Source organism: Spiroplasma endosymbiont of Eupeodes luniger, assembly GCF_964019525.1.
In the GTDB taxonomy this organism is placed as follows: domain Bacteria; phylum Bacillota_I; class Bacilli_A; order Mycoplasmatales; family Nriv7; genus Nriv7.
Genome location: NZ_OZ026453.1, coordinates 500351 through 519963, shown reverse-complemented (window position 1 = coordinate 519963; position 19613 = coordinate 500351). Strand labels below are relative to the sequence as shown.

Here is a 19613-nt window from a genome sequence, read left to right as displayed (position 1 = left end):
TTAGAATTTTAAATAATATTATTTTAATGTGAAAATTTATTGTATTGTTATATCATTTAATTCATTAGACTTCTTGCGATACCTTTTTTATTAAAATATTCTTATAAAATATAATTTATGAGGATATCAAAATATGAACAATAATAATTTTAATACTCTTAATGATAAAGAATGGTTAAGATTAACAGGAATAAAAAAATCCACTTTTAATAAAATGTTAGATATTTTACAAGTAGCTGAAATAGAAAAATTTAAAAAAGGTGGTAAAACTAATAAATTATCACTAGAAAATAGATTATTGATGACTTTATCATATTGACGAGAATATCAGACTTATTTTCATCTTGGTAAAAATTTCGGAATTAGTGAAGCTAATTGTTATCGGAATATCAAGTGAATTGAAGATATTTTAATTAAAAACTCTGATTTTCAACAACTTGCTGGTAAAAAAGCACTAATAAATGATTATTTTAATGATAAAACTATTATTATTGATGCTACCGAAACTCCAATCCAACGCCCAAAAAAAGACAAAAACAATCTTATTCTGGTAAAAAGAAAAAACACACCATTAAAACACAAGTAATTATCGAACAAGAAACCAGAAAAATTATTGCAACAAGTTTTTCACTTGGGAAAAAACATGATTATGCTTTATTAGACTTCTTGCATAACCTATTAAAAAAATTACAAATACTTGTAAAAAGACAGTAATAGAAAAATATAATTTTAATTAATTATGTCTTTTATCTAAAAAATTAATATTTTGCCACAACAAAAAATGAATTTATTATTTAAATTCTTTAATTTTAAATAAATCTTTTATGTTAAATTAATAATTGCAAATTATAAATTGAGGCAATTAAATTAAATCTTAAACCAAATCTTTTTCTACGATTACGATATTTTTCTGTCATAATTTTAAATTTTTTAAGAATAGCAAAAATATTTTCAATAATAATTCTCATTTTTGAAACTAGTCTATTATGTTGTTTTTGTGATTTATTTAAATGGTTTTTCTTTGTTTTCTTTGTAGGTATTAGAACATTATTGTGAATTTTTTGTATTCCTTGATAACCACTATCAACTATTAATTTGGTATTTTTTAAAATTGGGATTTTTGATTCTTTAAATAAAGCATAATCATGTTTTTTCCCAAGTGAAAAACTTGTTGCAATAATTTTTCTGGTTTCTTGTTCGATAATTACTTGTGTTTTAATGGTGTGTTTTTTCTTTTTACCAGAATAAGATTGTTTTTGTCTTTTTTTGGGCGTTGGATTGGAGTTTCGGTAGCATCAATAATAATAGTTTTATCATTAAAATAATCATTTATTAGTGCTTTTTTACCAGCAAGTTGTTGAAAATCAGAGTTTTTAATTAAAATATCTTCAATTCACTTGATATTCCGATAACAATTAGCTTCACTAATTCCGAAATTTTTACCAAGATGAAAATAAGTCTGATATTCTCGTCAATATGATAAAGTCATCAATAATCTATTTTCTAGTGATAATTTATTAGTTTTACCACCTTTTTTAAATTTTTCTATTTCAGCTACTTGTAAAATATCTAACATTTTATTAAAAGTGGATTTTTTTATTCCTGTTAATCTTAACCATTCTTTATCATTAAGAGTATTAAATTTATTATTGTTCATATTTTGATATCCTCATAAATTATATTTTATAAGAATATTTTAATAAAAAAGGTATCGCAAGAAGTCTAATGAAAGAAGAAACTGATTAGTTTTTAAAGAAATCGTTAATACCGCATGAATTAAACCTAATCCCATACCAATAACAAATGCTAAAAAAAACCTAAAAAACAAATATTATCACCAAGAAATAAATATTGTTTAATCACAATTGCATACGATAACCCCCCTAAAATCATTACGCCATCAACACCAAAATTTAAAATCCCTGCTTTTTGCATTATTAAACATCCCATAGCTGCGAATAGTAATGGTGCTGATAATGATAAACTACTAATAAAAATATTAACAATATTCATAATTATCGTCGCCCCTTATTAATTATCTTAGTTGCATCATTAACATCAGGTCGTTGGTTTACGAACGCCTCCCGCATTCTAAAATTAATTAAAAACTTCGGTTCTTGTTTTCATAAAATAATATAGCTTACTAAAACAGAAACGGTAATACAAAATGAAAAAATAATATCAATGATTTCATAATCAAATGATGTCAACGAAAGAAATTGAGTTTGCGAACGAATTAAACCAACTAAAATACTAAGCAACAAGACGCCAATACGCGAATTAAATGCTCATAAAGGAATCAACAAATTATCAAATTCTTGTAACATTGTTGAACTTAATGTTCCTAATTTATTTAAATTAGCAACAAAATAAGTATAGCCTGCAATTCCAGCAATTGCTCCAGAAATTGTGATAATAATTAATTGCTTAGCATTAGGATTTAATCTTGCATATTGCGCTGCCTCAGCATTAGCAACCGTTAATTCTAAACGAAAACCAAACACACGACGATCTAATAAAATCGTTACAAAACCATAAATAAACAAAGCAATAAAAATTGTAATGGAAAAATAAACCGTCATACTTAATTTAATTATTAAAGAAGCATTATTATTAATAATACCATCATTATATTGACTTCATTCTGGTAAATGATAATAAATATTAAAAGCAATAATATTAAGCAACAAAGTTGATGCCATTTCATTAATCTTAAAATAAGTTTTAAAAAAACCAGCAATGAGAGCATACAATGCCCCCGCAATAATTGATACTAAAATTAATAATATTGTTGTAAATTTAGTAGTAATACCAATAGAACTTAATAATCGTGAAGTAATAAATGTGATTGTTGCCCCAATAATCATTTGCCCAATAACTCCAAGATTATAAATTCGAAACCGAAATGCTACTAGCGAAGCTAATGATGCTAATAGCAAATATGAAAATGAATTTACAAAATTATGAAAATGATTAATATCATTAAAAGGCATTAAAAATAATGTATCATATGCTTTCAAAGAACTAACTTTAAAAAGCGTAAAAATTATTGCCGATAAAACAAAAAGCAAAACTACTGTTAATGAAACCACCGTTACTGCTTTTAATTTTTTGTTAGTTCAAAAATTTCTTATAATATTCATTTTTAACCACCCGTAATCCTTATTTTAATTGTCGCTATTACTTGCACAATTTTATCTTTAAATATTAGACTTCTTGCGATACCTTTTTTATTAAAATATTCTTATAAAATATAATTTATGAGGATATCAAAATATGAAAAATAATAAATTTAATACTCTTAATGATAAAGAATGGTTAAGATTAACAGGAATAAAAAAATCCACTTTTAATAAAATGTTAGATATTTTACAAGTAGCTGAAATAGAAAAATTTAAAAAAGTTGGTAAAACTAATAAATTATCACTAGAAAATAGATTATTGATGACTTTATCATATTGACGAGAATATCAGACTTATTTTCATCTTGGTAAAAATTTCGGAATTAGTGAAGCTAATTGTTATCGCAATATCAAGTGAATTGAAGATATTTTAATTAAAAACTCTGATTTTCAACAACTTGCTGGTAAAAAAGCACTAATAAATGATTATTTTAATGATAAAACTATTATTATACTTCTTGCATAACCTATTAAAAAATTACAAATATTTGTAAAAAGACAGTAATAGAAAAATATAATTTTAATTAATTATGTCTTTTATCTAAAAAATTAATATTTTGCCACAACAAAAAATGAATTTATTATTTAAATTCTTTAATTTTAAATAAATCTTTTATGTTAAATTAATAATTGCAAATTATAAATTGAGGCAATTAAATTAAATCTTAAACCAAATCTTTTTCTACGATTACGATATTTTTCTGTCATAATTTTAAATTTTTTAAGAATAGCAAAAATATTTTCAATAATAATTCTCATTTTTGAAACTAGTCTATTATGTTGTTTTTGTGCTTTATTTAAATGGTTTTTCTTTGTTTTCTTTGTAGGTATTAGAACATTATTGTGAATTTTTTGTATTCCTTGATAACCACTATCAACTATTAATTTGGTATTTTTTAAAATTGAGATTTTTGATTCTTTAAATAAAGCATAATCATGTTTTTTCCCAAGTGAAAAACTTGTTGCAATAATTTTTCTGGTTTCTTGTTCGATAATTACTTGTGTTTTAATGGTGTGTTGTTTCTTTTTACCAGAATAAGATTGTTTTTGTCTTTTTTTGGGCGTTGGATTGGAGTTTCGGTAGCATCAATAATAATAGTTTTATCATTAAAATAATCATTTATTAGTGCTTTTTTACCAGCAAGTTGTTGAAAATCAGAGTTTTTAATTAAAATATCTTCAATTCACTTGATATTGCGATAACAATTAGCTTCACTAATTCCGAAATTTTTACCAAGATGAAAATAAGTCTGATATTCTCGTCAATATGATAAAGTCATCAATAATCTATTTTCTAGTGAAAATTTATTAGTTTTACCACCTTTTTTAAATTTTTCTATTTCAGCTACTTGTAAAATATCTAACATTTTATTAAAAGTGGATTTTTTTATTCCTGTTAATCTTAACCATTCTTTATCATTAAGAGTATTAAATTTATTATTTTTCATATTTTGATATCCTCATAAATTATATTTTATAAGAATATTTTAATAAAAAAGGTATCGCAAGAAGTCTAATGAATAATGATTTGACACTGCTTTAGCAAATTCTTTACTTCGTGTTGAAAAAATTACTGTAATTTTATCTTTAATAAAAGATTTAAAAATTGGTAAAAACTCCTCTTCTTGTTCCAAAGGTAAACCAACTGTTGGCTCATCTAAAACTAAAATTCGTGGTTTTTGGTACAAAGCTCTTAGTAATGCCACCTTTCTTTGTTCTGATAATGAAAGAATCCCAAACTGTTTATTTAAATCAACATAAATTTTATACTTCCGCATTAATTTTTCAATTTTAGCTTCAGTTTTTCCTCAATTAATAAATATTTTCAAAAATTGTGGTTCATTTCCCAAAACTATATTTTGACGAACACTAAAATCAGGAATAAAGTAAGTATCTTGTCCAGCATAACTAATTTGATAGTTAGGAGTAAAAAATTGTCCAATGCGTTTATTAGCAACTTTAATCACACCATTAGTAGGATTTTCCAAACCAGCTAATAAACGCACACAAGTTGTTTTACCAGCCCCATTATCACCAACTAAGGCATGAATTTCACCAGAATTTACCTTTAAAGTAATATTATTTAAAACTAAATTATCTTGATATTGTTTATAAACATTATTAAATTCAATTAAAGGTGATGACATTAGCTAGTTCCTTCTTTACAAAAATGTTGTGATAATGGAGCATTAATAACATTACATTGCAAAGGCTTTCACACAAATTTATTATTATCAAATTGTTGATGAGAAAATTTAATATCTTGGACATCAACAATAATATCACTAACGAAAATTCAATCAGTTAATAACTGTGGTTTTATTTCCTCAGAATGATAAATTTTAGATAATATACCTGTAAAATTACGATTAATACTAGCAAGTAAATAATTTTTGGATTTAATATGATATTTTTCTTTATTCATAATATCAACACTAACAAAATAATGTTTTTTTAAATTATCATTATTATCAATAAAAGATTTTACTAAATTATTACTATATAATAACAACGGATCAAAAATTAAACTAACTTGATGATTTTCTAATAATGCTTTTGCAGTATTATACATATTATTACGATTCCAATCAGAGCTAATTAAAGGATCACGATTATCAATTGATGTTTGCCAATCAACAAAATTAAACTCATAACCACCACCATCTTGCTTACTATCAATTTGCGCTTGATATAGTCCTTGTTGAAACCCAAAAGTTAATCGTTGTGCTAATTGATCATTTAAATATTCAACAGCACTAACTTGAATTTTATTATCAATAATTACAAAATCTTGATAATTTTTTAACATATAAATCCCTGATTGATATCCTAAATTATAACCCATTGTCAAAACATCAAATTTAATTTCAAATAAATTAACAATTTTATTACTAACAGAATTATGAACGTAATCATAATCTATGGTAATAATTTTATTACCCGTAGCAACCGACTTTTCTAACTCTTTTGTTAAACTAGGAATATTATTAGCAAAATTATGATTTAAAGCAATAAAATATTTTGTTTTATTTTTAGTATGCGTATTCAACATATTTTGTCAAAATAACAATTGCGTCGTCTTATCAGCAAAATTATCAATAATCCAATAATTATCTAAAATATCAATTGATGAATTATAAAAATTTTTTGTTGTTGCATTATCATAAATACTTAATGGATGATTAGCAAAAATAACTGCTTGATCAGTAACAGAACGACTACAACCAAAAATGGGAAGAGCAAAGATACTAGCAATATTAATACTATTTATTAATTTAAAGATTTTATCCACTTTATTCCCACCTTAACAAACTAATTATTAACTAGTTTGTGGATATTTTTTTCGTAAATGAAATAACAATGATACAATATCGGCGGGATTAAATCCCGAAATTCGTGAAGCTTGAGCGACTGTTAGCGGTTGAACTAACTTTAATTTTTCTTTGGCTTCAATAGCAATATTAGCAACAAAATCATAGTTAATATCTTGCGGAATTTGTTTTTTTTCTAATTTAATTTTTCGCATAATTTGCTTTTGATGACGAATTAAATAACCACTAAATTTATTTTTAATTTCACAATTAGTTTTTTGATTTTGATTTAATAAACTAATACTAGTAACATAAGGTAATAAAAAATTTAATGATATTTCTGGTCGTTTTAGTAAATCTCACGCACTAATACCAGCAGTTAACAATGAAAAATTACTTTCTTGTAATGCCTTTTGAATTGTTGAATTAGGTGTAAATCGTGTTACTCTTAATTCATTTTCAACAATATTTTGTAATTGACATTGCTTTTGATATTCATCTCACTCTACCCTACTTACTAAACCAATATCATAAGCATATTGTTTTAAACGATCTTCAGCATTATCATTTCTTAAAAAAATCCGATGTTCAGCTCGTGAAGTTAATAACCGATAAGGTTCTGATACTCCTTTAGTAACTAAGTCATCAATTAAAAAACGCCAATATACGCTTCATCTCTTCTTAAAATAAATGGTTCCTTATTCACTAATTGACAATGAACATTAATCGCTGCCATTAATCCTTGACAAGCAGCTTCTTCATAACCACTAGTACCATTAATTTGTCCAGCACTAAATAAATTTTTAATTATTTTGGTTTCTAAGGTTGTTTTTAGTTGTAAAGGATCAATAGCATCATATTCAATGGCATAAGCTCATTTAAGAACTTGAACATTTTCTAATCCCGGCAAAGTTCTTAACATCCGATCTTGAATATCAATCGGCATTGATGTAGAAAATCCTTGAACATAAATTGTTTCTAAAGCAACTGATTCTGGTTCTAAAAAAATTTGATGTCGTAATTTATCAGCAAATCTAACAACCTTATCTTCAATACTTGGACAATATCTTGGTCCAACACTAGTGGGGATAGCACGACACATTGCTGATGCCTTTAAATTTTCATTAATAATTTTATGAGTGTTTTCATTAGTATAAATAAGTCAGCAAGGAACTTGTTTTTTTAAAGGAACAAACTCTTTTGTAGAAAAAGAAAATGCTAATGGTAAATCAGTTCCTAATTCTAATTGCATTTTACTGTAATCAATACTATCTTTATGAACTCGTGGTGGTGTTCCCGTTTTTAAGCGAATAACTTTAAATCCTAATTGTGCTAATTGTTTTGATATTCCATAAGAACCTTTTTGTCCATCAGGACCTTCCTGTTTAACACTAGACCCTTGTAAAACTTTAGCTTCCATATAAGTACCTGTTGTTAAAATAACTTTTTTAGCTTTAATTATTGTACCGTCATTTAAAATGATACCCTTAACAGTATGATTTTCTATTAAAAACTCATTTACCATTGCTGATAGTACCGTTAAATTATCTTGTTGCCTAATAACATCATACATATATTTACTATATGCAATCTTATCCGATTGCGTTCTTAATGATCACACTGCTGGTCCGCGTGAACTATTTAATAGTTTCATTTGTAATGCTGTTTTATCCGCAGCTTTAGCCATCTCACCACCCAAAGCATCAATTTCTCTAACAACAATTCCCTTAGCAGGACCACCAATTGATGGATTACAAGGCATACTCCCAATCTTTGTCGGATCAAGAGTAACCATCAATGTCTTATGTTTCAATCGTGCACAAGCTAAAGCTGCTTCCACCCCAGCGTGTCCACCGCCAATAATAATTACATCATATGCCATTTAAATTACCTACTTTAATACCTTTTAATTTATTTCCCTTAAATTATATCTTATTTACTTCCCAAATAAAAACAAGACTTTTTTATAGGTCGCGTTTAGTTTTCTTAAGTATTGCTTTTAAGAAGTAAAACAATCAGCTAATTATATTATTTAATTACTAAACTAACCTGCCTTTCCCTATTATTGTCATTTTTATTCATTACCATTTTATCATATTATTGAATTTTTACACAATAAAAAATTATTAGACTTCTTGCGATACCTTTTTTATTAAAATATTCTTATAAAATATAATTTATGAGGATATCAAAATATGAACAATAATAAATTTAATACTCTTAATGATAAAGAATGGTTAAGATTAACAGGAATAAAAAAATCCAATTTTAATAAAATGTTAGATATTTTACAAGTAGCTGAAATAGAAAAATTTAAAAAAGGTATCGCAAGAAGTCTATTATATAAAAAATATCTTAAAAAGTCAAATATTCCCCTACTCTAGCGGTTTTTAATTACTTTTCTTTTCGTTCATATATTTTATTATTTATATAACAATAAAAGATATTAACAACAACAAATAAAATCAAAATAATGATACTAGCAATAATAACTAAGACAACTAACAATCAATTTGCAACATCTAATTTAGGTAAATAAGGGAAATACAATAAAGTTGTTTTATCATCTAATACTCCCATATACAAGCGAAGAATAATATATAAAAAGTAAAATAATGGATAAAGAAAGTTAATTCATAATTTTTTCTTTAAATATTCTTTAATAACAATTGGTTTTTCACCAATATGAAAACACATATAGCAAATTACTAATAATGGAACAATTAAATGCTGACTCATATTTTCAAATCAAGTAATTGGTGTCATTGTTGTTGTCGCAAAAGGGAGCATCATTGTCATATATGTTATAAAAGTAATAGAAATATATAATGAGATGACAATTAAACCACCTTGTCTTAAAATTAGTGGTTTATCACTTTTAAAATGATAAATTGCTGCCAATAAAAATCACACAAAAACAATAATATTACTTTGAATTGTAAAATAACTAAAATATTGACCTTGAAAACCCGTATAAGAAAAAGGTTCATCAATACTTCTCATTCAAGTTTTAGTTATTAAATGTTCAATATAACCAAAAATTAAAACTGATAATGTAAAAACTGCAATTACGATTTCATAAATGATGCTTCATTTATTAGAATCTTTAATAATTTTCATAAAATATCCTCCTTTAAATTAAAAATAATTAACTATTATTTATTCGCGGAAATAATATTTGTTTCAAATTAATTTGAACATTATCTAAGTCTTGAAAATTAGTTAAATTTGTAAAATTTAACTGTTCATAATTAATATTTAATTGTTGAAAAATAACAATGCTTTTCGTTACTAAAACAGGTTGTAATAAATACGCACTTACTTTTAAAACTTGTAATAAATTATTAATAACTTTATTTAAATTAACATCATGATTAGTAAATAATATTCAAGGAGTTCTTTCTTCAATATACTTATTAGTATAATGTAATAATTCAATTACTGCTTTAACAGCATCATTAATTAAATATTGATCCATTTTTGCTTCATAACTTTCAATTGTTAAATGAATGTGTTGTTCTAATGCCTTATCTAAATCATTAGTACTAGGAACATACTGCGGAATAACATTATTAAAATATTTTTCGGTCATTGTCATTGTTCTTGATAATAAATTACCTAAATTATTAACTAAATTACTATTATAAGAATCAATTAATAATTGTAAGCTATAATTACTATCTCTGGTAATATGTAAATCATTAACAAGAAAAAATCGTAAAGCGTCACTACCATACTCATTAATTAATTGTAATGGATTAATACTATTATCTTTTGATTTTGACATTTTATCATCATTCATTGTGATTCACGAATGACTAATTAGTTTATTAGGTAAACGAATATTTAATGCCATTAATAGGATTGGTCAGTAAATAGCATGAAATCTAGTAATTTCTTTACCTAAAAATTGCACAATTTCACTATTTTCGCCTCAATATTTATTAAATTCACTATTATCTGATGAAAGATAACCTAATGAACTTAAATAATTGCTTAAAGCATCAATTCAAACATAAATTATATGTTTGGAATTTTCTTTAACCGGAATCCCTCAATTAAAACTTGTTCTTGTAACACTTAAATCTTGAAGTCCCGGACTTAAAAAATTATTAATCATTTCATTCATTCGTGATTCGGGATAAATAAAGTCAGGATGTTGATGATAATAAGCTAACAATTGTTCTTGATACTTTGAAACTTTAAAAAAATAACTTTCTTCTTGTAAAAACTTTAATTGTTGATTACATAATAAATGCAACTTATCACGAGAAATTTGTGATTTAGTAACAAATTCTTCACAAGCAATACAATATCAGCCTTCATATTGATCTAAGTAAATATCTTCTTGGGCTAATAACTGATTAAAGATTTTTTCAACAACAATAGTATGTTCTTGACTACTAGTTCTAATAAATTTAGAATAATCAATGTGTAAGGCTGTTCATAAATCTTTAAACTTATTAACAATACCATCAACAAATTCTTGAGGAGTAATATTTGCTAATTGTGCCGCTTTAGCAATTTTTTGTCCGTGTTCATCACTACCAGTAGTAAAAAATACTTCATAACCTTGTTGTTTCTTATAACGCGCTAAAACATCACTTAAAACTGTTGTATACGCGTGTCCTAAGTGCAATTCATTATTCGGATAATATATTGGCGTCGAAACATAAAAATATTTTGGTTGCATAACTTCATCCTTTATCAAATTATTTATATTATATATTATATTACATCATTTCTTTATATAATTAAATTATAAATACCCTAAGGATGACTAATATGGAAGTAAAAATGAAAGGAAAACCTTTACAATTAATTAAAGAACCAATTAAAATTGGTGAAACTCTTGATTTTATCGCCACTAATCTTAATATGTCAGACTTTAAAATAACTGACATCGTCAATAAAAAGAAAGTAATCTCAGTTGTCCCTAGTGTTGATACTAGCACTTGTTTAACCCAAACTAAACATATGAACGAAAATATTAGTAAACTAGAAAATATGCAACTAATTACAATTTCAAGAGACCTACCCTTCGCCCAAAATAAAGCTTGTGAAAGTTTTAAAGACAATAACCACATCCTTATATCTGATTACAAATACCGTGATTTCGGCATTAAAACTGGTTTAGTAATCCAAAAACTAGAACTTCTAGCAAGAACCTTGTTAGTATTAGATGAAAATAACATAGTTATCTACATTGATATTAACGAAGAAACATCAGTGGAACCAAATTACGCTAAACTATGAGACTTTTTAAACAAATAATCACATATATTAAAAACACACTTTATACAAAGTGTGTTTTATTTATTTTATTATTAACTTATATAAGTTTTATATATGTGAAAGTCCTTTTAAATATAAACTTAATGAAACTTCATCTAAACTACCAACTTTAACAGTTAAATCAAGATCTGTTTCACCAAAAAAAGAAGTTAATTTATTATTTTTTGAAATTGGTGTTCCATCCTCAATAATTACTTGATCATAGTTTATTTTTCCCAAATATTTTTGTAATTGTTCTTTTAAAAGAGCAATAGCTTCGCTCCTTGAGTTTGTAAGTTCCTTCAAACCTCAGTTATAGCGAATTTTTAAAAAATTTTTAACTTTAGTTAAAATTTCTTCATTTGATTTTCTAATAAAACCAAAATTTTTTACTTTAAAACGAATCGTTGCCGTTTCTTTACCAATAGTAATATCCATATCGTATCATTCTGAATTACCAGTTAAATTATCAGTTTCTGAACCTTTAAATGAAATTTTTAAAAGTTGATAATCATCACCTAATAAAGTTTTAATTAATTCTTTTGCCTTATTATACGCATCTAATCTGGTATTACCCATATTTAATTTGTGGATATTAAAATCAAACTCAGTTTCAAAATACAATTTAATAAGTTGTATTATTAAACTATGATTTTCGTTAATTAAATCTTTTCGTTCACCAATTATTCGTAAAAATTCAGCTTTAATATGGGCAATTTTACCCTTTCAATCAGTTTTAGAACCCATAAAAGATTTAATATCCTTTAATTTATTTTTCCCAAAACTATTAACTAACTCATCCAATTTTTGTAAATCAGCATTTAAAAGTGCTAATTCATCTTGGTATTTTTTAATCTTAATTTCTAATTTGACCTTAATATTTTCTAGTTGTGCAATAGTTAAATCAATATTTTTTGTAGAAACCATATACAACTATTAATTTGGTATTTTTTAAAATTGGGATTTTTGATTCTTTAAATAAAGCATAATCATGTTTTTTCCCAAGTGAAAAACTTGTTGCAATAATTTTTCTGGTTTCTTGTTCGATAATTACTTGTGTTTTAATGGTGTGTTTTTTCTTTTTACCAGAATAAGATTGTTTTTGTCTTTTTTTGGGCGTTGGATTGGAGTTTCGGTAGCATCAATAATAATAGTTTTATCATTAAAATAATCATTTATTAGTGCTTTTTTATCAGCAAGTTGTTGAAAATCAGAGTTTTTAATTAAAATATCTTCAATTCACTTGATATTCCGATAACAATTAGCTTCACTAATTCTGAAATTTTTACCAAGATGAAAATAAGTCTGATATTCTCGTCAATATGATAAAGTCATCAATAATCTATTTTCTAGTGATAATTTATTAGTTTTACCACCTTTTTTAAATTTTTCTATTTCAGCTACTTGTAAAATATCTAACATTTTATTAAAAGTGGATTTTTTTATTCCTGTTAATCTTAACCATTCTTTATCATTAAGAGTATTAAATTTATTATTGTTCATATTTTGATATCCTCATAAATTATATTTTATAAGAATATTTTAATAAAAAAGGTATCGCAAGAAGTCTATTGATTATTTGATTGATAAATAATTGATTGTAAACTATTTAAAGTGCTTAAATCTTTAACACTTAAAGAACAAGCACTAATAATATTAAGAACTTGTATTAATCAAAAAAAGATAACTATTAGCAATACATTTTTTTTCATAATATCCCCCACTTTTCGCTTATTAGATGATGTCATTTATGATGATATTTTACCACTATGGATTATTTTATTTTCCATTAATCTTTTAACTAATGTTGTAATTCGTGGTTTTTCTAATGAATTAACAGCTTTAATAAAAATATTTTTTTGACCTAAAAGATATAATTTCTTTTGACAGCGAGTAATAGCCGTATAAATAAGATTTCTTTTTAACATATATGTTGCACTACTGTCAATAATCATTATTACAAATGGGTATTCACTACCTTGTGATTTATGAACAGAAATACTATAAGCTAAAATAAGATTATTCAACTCCTGATGATGATATTCAATAATTCTTTGCTCATAACGAACAATAATAACTTGTTTATTTTGTTCATTAGTAATAATGCTATCAATAATCCCAATATCACCATTATAAATATCTTTTTCACTATCATTTTTAGTTTGCATTACTTTATCACCAACACGAAAAATAGTTGTTGCAATTTTAATTTGCATTTTATCTTTACAAAAAGGGTTATAGGCTTCTTGCAATATTTCATTAATTGCATTAATGCCACAACGACCATTATACATTGAAGCAAGAACCTGAACTTCAAAGATATTGCTTTCATTAACTAATTGTAAAAATATCTTTGCCAAATTTTCTAAAAGTTGCTGGATTTGATAATATTCAATAAATTGAACTTCATTACTATTAGTAAATTCATAACTAAAATTATTTTGTTGCATTTGATATGCTAAATTAATAATTTCTGATTTTTCAAGTTGACGATAGACTTTCTGTAAACTAATAATATTTAAATGTGATACTTGTAATAAATCTCCTAAAACATTGCCACTACCAACAGAAGTTAATTGATTGTTATCACCAACTAAAACTAATTTATGTAAATTAGGACTAGCAACTAATAAATTATTAAATAAAATTGTATCAACCATGCTCATCTCATCAACAACAATTAAATCAAAATTTAATGGCTCAGTTTCATTATGATTAAATTTATTGTGATGCAAATCTCATTTTAATAATTTATGAATTGTCATTGCTTCAACATTAGTTTGCTCTTTTAATCGTTTAGCGGCTCTTCCTGTGGGTGCACAAATCGCAACTGTATTATGAGGATAATGTTTTTGATATAAAGCAATAATTCCTTTAATTAAAGTTGTTTTTCCTGTCCCTGGTCCACCATTAATAATGGTTAAATTTTTTTGAGTAAATTTTAATAATGCTAATTGTTGTTCTTTATTATAACTAATATTATTTTCTTGTTCAATAATATAAATATCTTGAATAATAACAGCATCATTAATATTGTTATCTAATTTTTGTAATTGATTTAAATATTTAGCAATAAAAATTTCACTATAATAAATTTCTATATCATAAAAATTATTATTATCAACGATAATTTTATTTTTATTAACAGCTTGCATTACTACTTGATTAATTAATTTTTCATCTAAATTACTATACTTCATAAGTTGTTTTAAAATTATATTAACTGAAAAATAACTATGTCCTGTCTTAAAGGACTCTTGACGAATAATATATCTTAATGCATATACTAAACGCGAAACATTATCAAGATTAATTTCTAACACTCTAGCGAGTTGGTCAGCTTTATGAAAAGTTCAAAATTCACATTGATCACTTAACACATAAGGATTAACTTTTATTAATTCTAAAAGTTTTTCTCCATATTGTGCTTGTAACTTATGCAATAAATCAAAAGATAACTGAGCTCGTGAAAATCATTGTGTTAATTGATGATCATTTTTTTGCTTTTTAATTTGTTCATAAATAATTTGCGCTTGATTTTTTTTAATACCAATATTAAATAAAATTTTATCATCACAATAAATCTTATTTAAAACATCATCTTGTAAATAATCAATAATCTTTTGAGCTGTAGTTTTACCAATTGTCGGAAATAATGGTGACGACAAATACTTCACTAAATATTCATTGTCTTCAATAATTACTGTTTCATATTGTTTAACTTGAAATTGTTTACCATACTTTGGGTGACTAACAAATTGCCCTTGTAGTTCATATAACTGTTCGGGTTGCAAATTAAATAAATAACCTTTAACAAAAATATAACGATTAATACTATCATGTAACAAAAACTTACAAATTATAAAACCATTAGTTTCAAAAATAATTATTTTTAAATAGCCTTTAATTTTTTCCATTATGTTCTCCTTAATTACTAAAAAAGATTTTACTTATTTTTTAAATCATTATAAGGAAACTCATGATTCAAATAATGTCAATAAGCTGGGTTCGGATTAGCACGAGAATAATTTTTTTTAAATTGTTTTCAAGCACTATGAAAGTTATCTTGTGATAAATGGTTATTAATAACTAAATAAATAAAGACTAATGAAGCACTACGATTAACTCCTCAAACACAATGAACGAAAACATTTTCTTCCTCTTTAAGATGTTCATCAATAAAATTTAAACCTGCTTTTAAAACTTTTTTGTCTAAGGTACCAATTTCTGGATAATCTAACAAATTTAAATATAATTCTTTTTTATCATCGCTTAAATAAACTTGTTCTGATTGGTCATCAAGATTAGGGATTTTTTGAGCAAAAAAATCACTCGCAGCACTGACGATAAATTCACAAAATGCTGGTTTTGATTGATAATCTCCTAAATATAAATAATTAATAATTTTACGATAATTTTTCATTTTTATCTCCTTTTTCTTTTATGTTTCATATCATAACGATAATTAAAAATATACACATAAAATCATACTAAAAATAATAATAAAATAGTAAAAATAATCATAAAGAAAATAAAAGTAAATATACCATCAAAATTAATAAAAGAAACTTCTTGATTATATGAAAGAAATGGATAATTATAAATTTTAATCCAATCAATCTTACCATTAGTAGTAAATAAATCTGGGTGTTTATTATAATCTAATAAGCGTAATGCCCCCCGCACTAAAATACACATTAAATAAATTAAGGGATATAAAATAATAATTAATAGCTTTCAACGAAAAAAATTTCTTGAATAGATTATATCTTCATAACTAATAATCACAATGTAAATAATTAACAGTAAAGGAATAATACCATTTTGAAACGCAATAATAATCCAATGTCAACCTTTAATAGTATACGGTGTAGATATTAATATTCATGGAAAAATAATTATTCAATAAACTAATAAAGTAAATGATGCATAAACAGAAAAAGCAATTTTAGCTGTTGGTTTAGTCCATCTTGTTAATCCTTCATTGCGATAAAAAACTAACGCATTAACAAAATATGCTAAAATTAAAATATTTACTTGCACCACAAAAAAACTTAAATAATTACCACTCCGACCATTAGCAGGGGTTTCATCAAAAGCTGTTCCTTGATAATCAAATAAAGCTATCAAATAACCAATTACCAAAACAACAGTACATAAACTAATAGCAATAACTTTATATATTGTTCTTCAAGTTAATAAACCCAAAATATAATGTTTAACCATTATCTTCAATTCTCCCTTTACTAATAATTTCAGCAACTAATTTCAATGTTATTTTTGCCAACTTCCGACTAATATTGTCTAAACTCTTATTAAACTGATTAATATTTTTTAATTGATGATAAACATTATCCGAAACTGCTTTTAAAACTAAGATGGGACATTGTTGTAAATATGCTACTTGACAAATAGCTGCACATTCCATATCAACAATTGTTACTTTCTTACCAACATTTTCTTGAATTATTTGTGCTTGTGATACACTATTAATAAAACTATCACCTGTAGCAAGATTAGTTATCATAATATTATTATTTTTACTAAATTTTTTTCAAGGTTCATAAATACAATTATATGCTTGTGGCAATTTTGGTAATTGTCCATATTTATAATCAAATGCTGTTAAATCAACATCATAATAAAATACTTGTTGAACCAAAAATAATGAACTAATTTTTATTTCTTCACTAATAGCACCTACACTACCAATATTAATTAATAAATCTAAATTATAATTTTGTAACAAATGATAACTATTAATAGCACTATTAACTTTTCCAATACCACTTTCAGTAATAATAATTTGGTGGTCAAGATAATTTCATACAACTAAATTCTCACTAATATCTGTTTTTTTAGCAATTTTACTTAATTCCTTATTTAAAATTGTTAACTCTTGGCTCATTGCCGCTATAACCCCAATTATCATTATCTGCGTACCATTTTAGAATGACGATATTGTCGTTTTTCAAAAATAACATTATTTAATGAAATGAATAAATAAGTTAACCCAGTAATTAATATAAATATAAATAAAAATGTTACTGTAATTGTTGCAATACCATAAGTATAATGATGATAGTTTAAAAATCAATAAGGATATTCTAAATCAAAACTTTCTAAGGGAAATTTCTCATAAAGACTATCAATAAATGAATTTTGATGGCGAAGTTCACCGCGGACCATTATAAACAAAAAATAAAAAAATGGATAAATATAAACTTTATATAAAGATTGACGATTAAATCTTCGTAAATCATAATGAAATTTACCTGACATTCAAAAAAAATAAATAAGCATTCCTATGGGAATAATAAAATGTAAAAATATTGTAAAAATTCAACCTTTAAGGTCATATATAGTTTTATTAACAATTCCTGGTAATAAACCAACCGTAAAAACTATTGAAGTAACAGTAATATATAGCGTAACAAATAAACGAATCAAAAAGGAATGGATATCTAGTTTTTGATAAGTAAAATGAAAATATGCTACAAAATAAAAATAAATAATAACAATAATATTAGTTTGTTGTGTAAAAAAGGAAATAAAAATTGTTCCTTTATCAGTATATAATAAATCATATTTTGCTAAATAAGAGTGGAAAAATAAATAATCAATAAAATCTCAAATTAAAACAATTGTACCAACAATAGCAAAAATCAATGTATAAAAACCTTTAACTGAAAAACTACGACTAATTTTTTTCATTTTTATTCTCCTTACAATTAATTATATAATTAGCTATCATAATTTAAAAAAATTTTTTATAAACTTTTTCAATTTCTTGACCAATATTATCAATCCCATTTTTATTAACTACTTCTAAATAATGATAATAAAAAATTTTTTTAAAAGCTTCATCAAGATTCGTAAAGGCTAATTTTCGTAAATTATCAATATGAGGATAATTTCTTTCAAAAGAAATTTTATCAGCAATAAAAATAATTTTATCTAAATTACTCATTGTAACAGCAGCAGTAGAATGATTACTAATTGCTAATAAAATTTCTTTATCATTAAAACCTAAATGATGTTCTAAATATAATGCTCCTGTTTTTGAATGTCAAGTTGGTACGGGATCACTTAAAAATTGTGGTAAATACTGTTGTAAATATTGCTGATGTTTAGCATCTTCTCATTGTTTAGTTATATCGTGATAAACTCCTGCTATTTCAGCTTTTAAACAATTAACTTGATAATGATTCGCTAATTGTTTTGCCATTGTTCCTACATTTAAACAATGAAGGTAACGAGTTTTATCCATATGTAATAACAAACGATCAGCAATATAAAGTAAATTATCATTAATATATGCTAAAACTTTAGAATCAATTGTTGTTATCATTCCTTGGCGAATTTTAGTTGAACTAATATTAGCAAAAAGTGGTTGTAAAATAACTTTATTATATGATTGCAATATTTTTTCATTTAAAAGATATTCTGCTCTTTGAGCAATAACAAAAATAACTTTAGTTTTTAAAATTGCAATATTATGTCAGCGATGCAAATTATTAGCTTGATCAGAACCAATAATAATATAATATTGATGATTAAAACCATATTTTTCTTGTAAAGATATTACCGTATCAATCGTATACGAAATGCCTTGACGATCTATCTCACAAGTTTCTAACTTCATTCAAGGATATTTACTAATGACAAGATTAATCATTTTAATCCGATGAAGAGAATTAGTTAATTGTCGTTTTTTTAAAGGTGAACAATATGCGGGAACAATTAAAAGCATATCAGCTTTTAATTGTTTATAAGCTTGAAGCATAATTTCTTTATGTTGGTTATGAATAGGATCAAAACTCCCACCAAAAATAATAATTTTCAT

The 19613-nt window shown here is 24.7% G+C and carries 25 protein-coding genes and 1 pseudogene; 5 read left to right on the top strand and 21 right to left on the bottom strand.

Annotated elements, in window-relative coordinates; genetic code table 4:
- Positions 1 to 133 precede the first annotated feature (133 nt).
- Together AACK86_RS03025 and AACK86_RS07370 are read left to right on the top strand one after the other, a co-directional pair.
- Positions 134 to 586, top strand: coding sequence for a transposase family protein (locus AACK86_RS03025; protein ID WP_338982589.1), 453 nt, complete (start codon positions 134 to 136; stop codon positions 584 to 586).
- Positions 571 to 714, top strand: a complete 144-nt coding sequence (locus AACK86_RS07370) for a hypothetical protein (protein ID WP_422398351.1) — start codon at positions 571 to 573, stop codon at positions 712 to 714. The genes AACK86_RS03025 and AACK86_RS07370 overlap by 16 nt, the downstream gene beginning before the upstream one ends.
- Before the next feature lie 113 nt (positions 715 to 827).
- Here AACK86_RS07370 and AACK86_RS07365 read toward each other — a convergent pair whose 3' ends face one another.
- From AACK86_RS07365 to AACK86_RS03010, 4 genes are all read right to left on the bottom strand, one after another.
- Entirely contained in the window at positions 828 to 1220 is a 393-nt protein-coding gene (locus AACK86_RS07365) for a transposase (protein ID WP_422398350.1), read from the bottom strand.
- Positions 1205 to 1657, bottom strand: coding sequence for a transposase family protein (locus AACK86_RS07360; RefSeq protein ID WP_338982632.1), 453 nt, complete (start codon positions 1655 to 1657; stop codon positions 1205 to 1207). Before AACK86_RS07360 ends, AACK86_RS07365 begins: the two co-directional genes overlap by 16 nt.
- A gap of 149 nt (positions 1658 to 1806) precedes the next feature.
- The gene (locus AACK86_RS03015; protein ID WP_338982585.1) at positions 1807 to 2013 is read right to left on the bottom strand and encodes a hypothetical protein; all 207 of its coding nucleotides are present in this window, start codon (positions 2011 to 2013) and stop codon (positions 1807 to 1809) included.
- Positions 2014 to 2015: 2 nt separating this feature from the next.
- Entirely contained in the window at positions 2016 to 3143 is a 1128-nt protein-coding gene (locus tag AACK86_RS03010) for an ABC transporter permease subunit (RefSeq protein ID WP_338982583.1), read from the bottom strand.
- 133 nt (positions 3144 to 3276) lie between these two features.
- Between AACK86_RS03010 and AACK86_RS03005 the strand changes: the two genes are divergently transcribed.
- Positions 3277 to 3648, top strand: coding sequence for a transposase family protein (locus tag AACK86_RS03005; protein WP_338982581.1), 372 nt, complete (start codon positions 3277 to 3279; stop codon positions 3646 to 3648).
- 152 nt (positions 3649 to 3800) lie between these two features.
- Here AACK86_RS03005 and AACK86_RS07355 read toward each other — a convergent pair whose 3' ends face one another.
- From AACK86_RS07355 to mnmG, 5 genes and pseudogenes are all read right to left on the bottom strand, one after another.
- Positions 3801 to 4193 carry a transposase family protein gene (locus tag AACK86_RS07355; protein ID WP_338982644.1) on the bottom strand — a complete coding sequence of 131 codons (393 nt, stop codon included), beginning with the start codon at positions 4191 to 4193 and terminating at the stop codon, positions 3801 to 3803.
- Complete coding sequence (locus tag AACK86_RS07350) at positions 4178 to 4630, bottom strand: transposase family protein (protein ID WP_422398296.1); 453 nt, start codon at positions 4628 to 4630, stop codon at positions 4178 to 4180. The genes AACK86_RS07355 and AACK86_RS07350 overlap by 16 nt, the downstream gene beginning before the upstream one ends.
- 39 nt (positions 4631 to 4669) lie before the next feature.
- A complete protein-coding gene (locus tag AACK86_RS02995) occupies positions 4670 to 5329 on the bottom strand; it encodes an ATP-binding cassette domain-containing protein (protein WP_338982576.1) in 660 nt (219 codons plus the stop codon).
- Positions 5329 to 6474, bottom strand: a complete 1146-nt coding sequence (locus AACK86_RS02990) for a hypothetical protein (protein ID WP_338982574.1) — start codon at positions 6472 to 6474, stop codon at positions 5329 to 5331. Before AACK86_RS02990 ends, AACK86_RS02995 begins: the two co-directional genes overlap by 1 nt.
- A 27-nt stretch (positions 6475 to 6501) precedes the next feature.
- A pseudogene (mnmG, locus tag AACK86_RS02980) lies at positions 6502 to 8375 on the bottom strand (tRNA uridine-5-carboxymethylaminomethyl(34) synthesis enzyme MnmG).
- 313 nt (positions 8376 to 8688) lie between these two features.
- Between mnmG and AACK86_RS02975 the strand changes: the two are divergent.
- Complete coding sequence (locus AACK86_RS02975; RefSeq protein WP_338982568.1) at positions 8689 to 8877, top strand: hypothetical protein; 189 nt, start codon at positions 8689 to 8691, stop codon at positions 8875 to 8877.
- Positions 8878 to 8887: 10 nt separating this feature from the next.
- On the opposite strand, the gene AACK86_RS02970 is transcribed toward AACK86_RS02975, so the two are convergent.
- Positions 8888 to 9613, bottom strand: coding sequence for a hypothetical protein (locus tag AACK86_RS02970; protein ID WP_338982566.1), 726 nt, complete (start codon positions 9611 to 9613; stop codon positions 8888 to 8890).
- Between the two features lie 28 nt (positions 9614 to 9641).
- Complete coding sequence (gene metG / locus AACK86_RS02965; RefSeq protein WP_338982564.1) at positions 9642 to 11186, bottom strand: methionine--tRNA ligase; 1545 nt, start codon at positions 11184 to 11186, stop codon at positions 9642 to 9644.
- 104 nt (positions 11187 to 11290) lie between these two features.
- On the opposite strand from metG, the gene tpx reads away from it, so the two are divergent.
- Positions 11291 to 11767 (top strand): thiol peroxidase, encoded by a 477-nt coding sequence (tpx, locus tag AACK86_RS02960; protein WP_338982562.1) that lies wholly within the window; start codon positions 11291 to 11293, stop codon positions 11765 to 11767.
- Between the two features lie 69 nt (positions 11768 to 11836).
- On the opposite strand, the gene AACK86_RS02955 is transcribed toward tpx, so the two are convergent.
- From AACK86_RS02955 to AACK86_RS02915, 10 genes are all read right to left on the bottom strand, one after another.
- Positions 11837 to 12694, bottom strand: coding sequence for a hypothetical protein (locus AACK86_RS02955; RefSeq protein WP_338982560.1), 858 nt, complete (start codon positions 12692 to 12694; stop codon positions 11837 to 11839).
- Positions 12642 to 12833, bottom strand: coding sequence for a hypothetical protein (locus tag AACK86_RS07345; protein WP_422398349.1), 192 nt, complete (start codon positions 12831 to 12833; stop codon positions 12642 to 12644). Before AACK86_RS07345 ends, AACK86_RS02955 begins: the two co-directional genes overlap by 53 nt.
- Complete coding sequence (locus AACK86_RS02950; protein WP_338982558.1) at positions 12818 to 13270, bottom strand: transposase family protein; 453 nt, start codon at positions 13268 to 13270, stop codon at positions 12818 to 12820. Before AACK86_RS02950 ends, AACK86_RS07345 begins: the two co-directional genes overlap by 16 nt.
- Positions 13271 to 13335: 65 nt before the next feature.
- The gene (locus tag AACK86_RS02945; protein ID WP_338982556.1) at positions 13336 to 13479 is read right to left on the bottom strand and encodes a hypothetical protein; all 144 of its coding nucleotides are present in this window, start codon (positions 13477 to 13479) and stop codon (positions 13336 to 13338) included.
- 36 nt (positions 13480 to 13515) lie between these two features.
- Positions 13516 to 15684, bottom strand: a complete 2169-nt coding sequence (locus AACK86_RS02940; protein ID WP_338982554.1) for an ATP-dependent RecD-like DNA helicase — start codon at positions 15682 to 15684, stop codon at positions 13516 to 13518.
- A gap of 29 nt (positions 15685 to 15713) precedes the next feature.
- A complete protein-coding gene (locus AACK86_RS02935) occupies positions 15714 to 16190 on the bottom strand; it encodes a dual specificity protein phosphatase (RefSeq protein WP_338982552.1) in 477 nt (158 codons plus the stop codon).
- 2 nt (positions 16191 to 16192) lie between these two features.
- Positions 16193 to 16993, bottom strand: coding sequence for a hypothetical protein (locus tag AACK86_RS02930; protein ID WP_338982550.1), 801 nt, complete (start codon positions 16991 to 16993; stop codon positions 16193 to 16195).
- Positions 16986 to 17675 (bottom strand): 5'-methylthioadenosine/S-adenosylhomocysteine nucleosidase, encoded by a 690-nt coding sequence (gene mtnN / locus AACK86_RS02925; protein WP_338982547.1) that lies wholly within the window; start codon positions 17673 to 17675, stop codon positions 16986 to 16988. Before mtnN ends, AACK86_RS02930 begins: the two co-directional genes overlap by 8 nt.
- Positions 17676 to 17698: 23 nt before the next feature.
- Complete coding sequence (locus tag AACK86_RS02920; protein WP_338982545.1) at positions 17699 to 18481, bottom strand: hypothetical protein; 783 nt, start codon at positions 18479 to 18481, stop codon at positions 17699 to 17701.
- 43 nt (positions 18482 to 18524) lie between these two features.
- On the bottom strand, positions 18525 to 19613 hold the full coding sequence (locus AACK86_RS02915; protein ID WP_338982543.1) for a nicotinate-nucleotide adenylyltransferase: 1089 nt from the start codon (positions 19611 to 19613) through the stop codon (positions 18525 to 18527).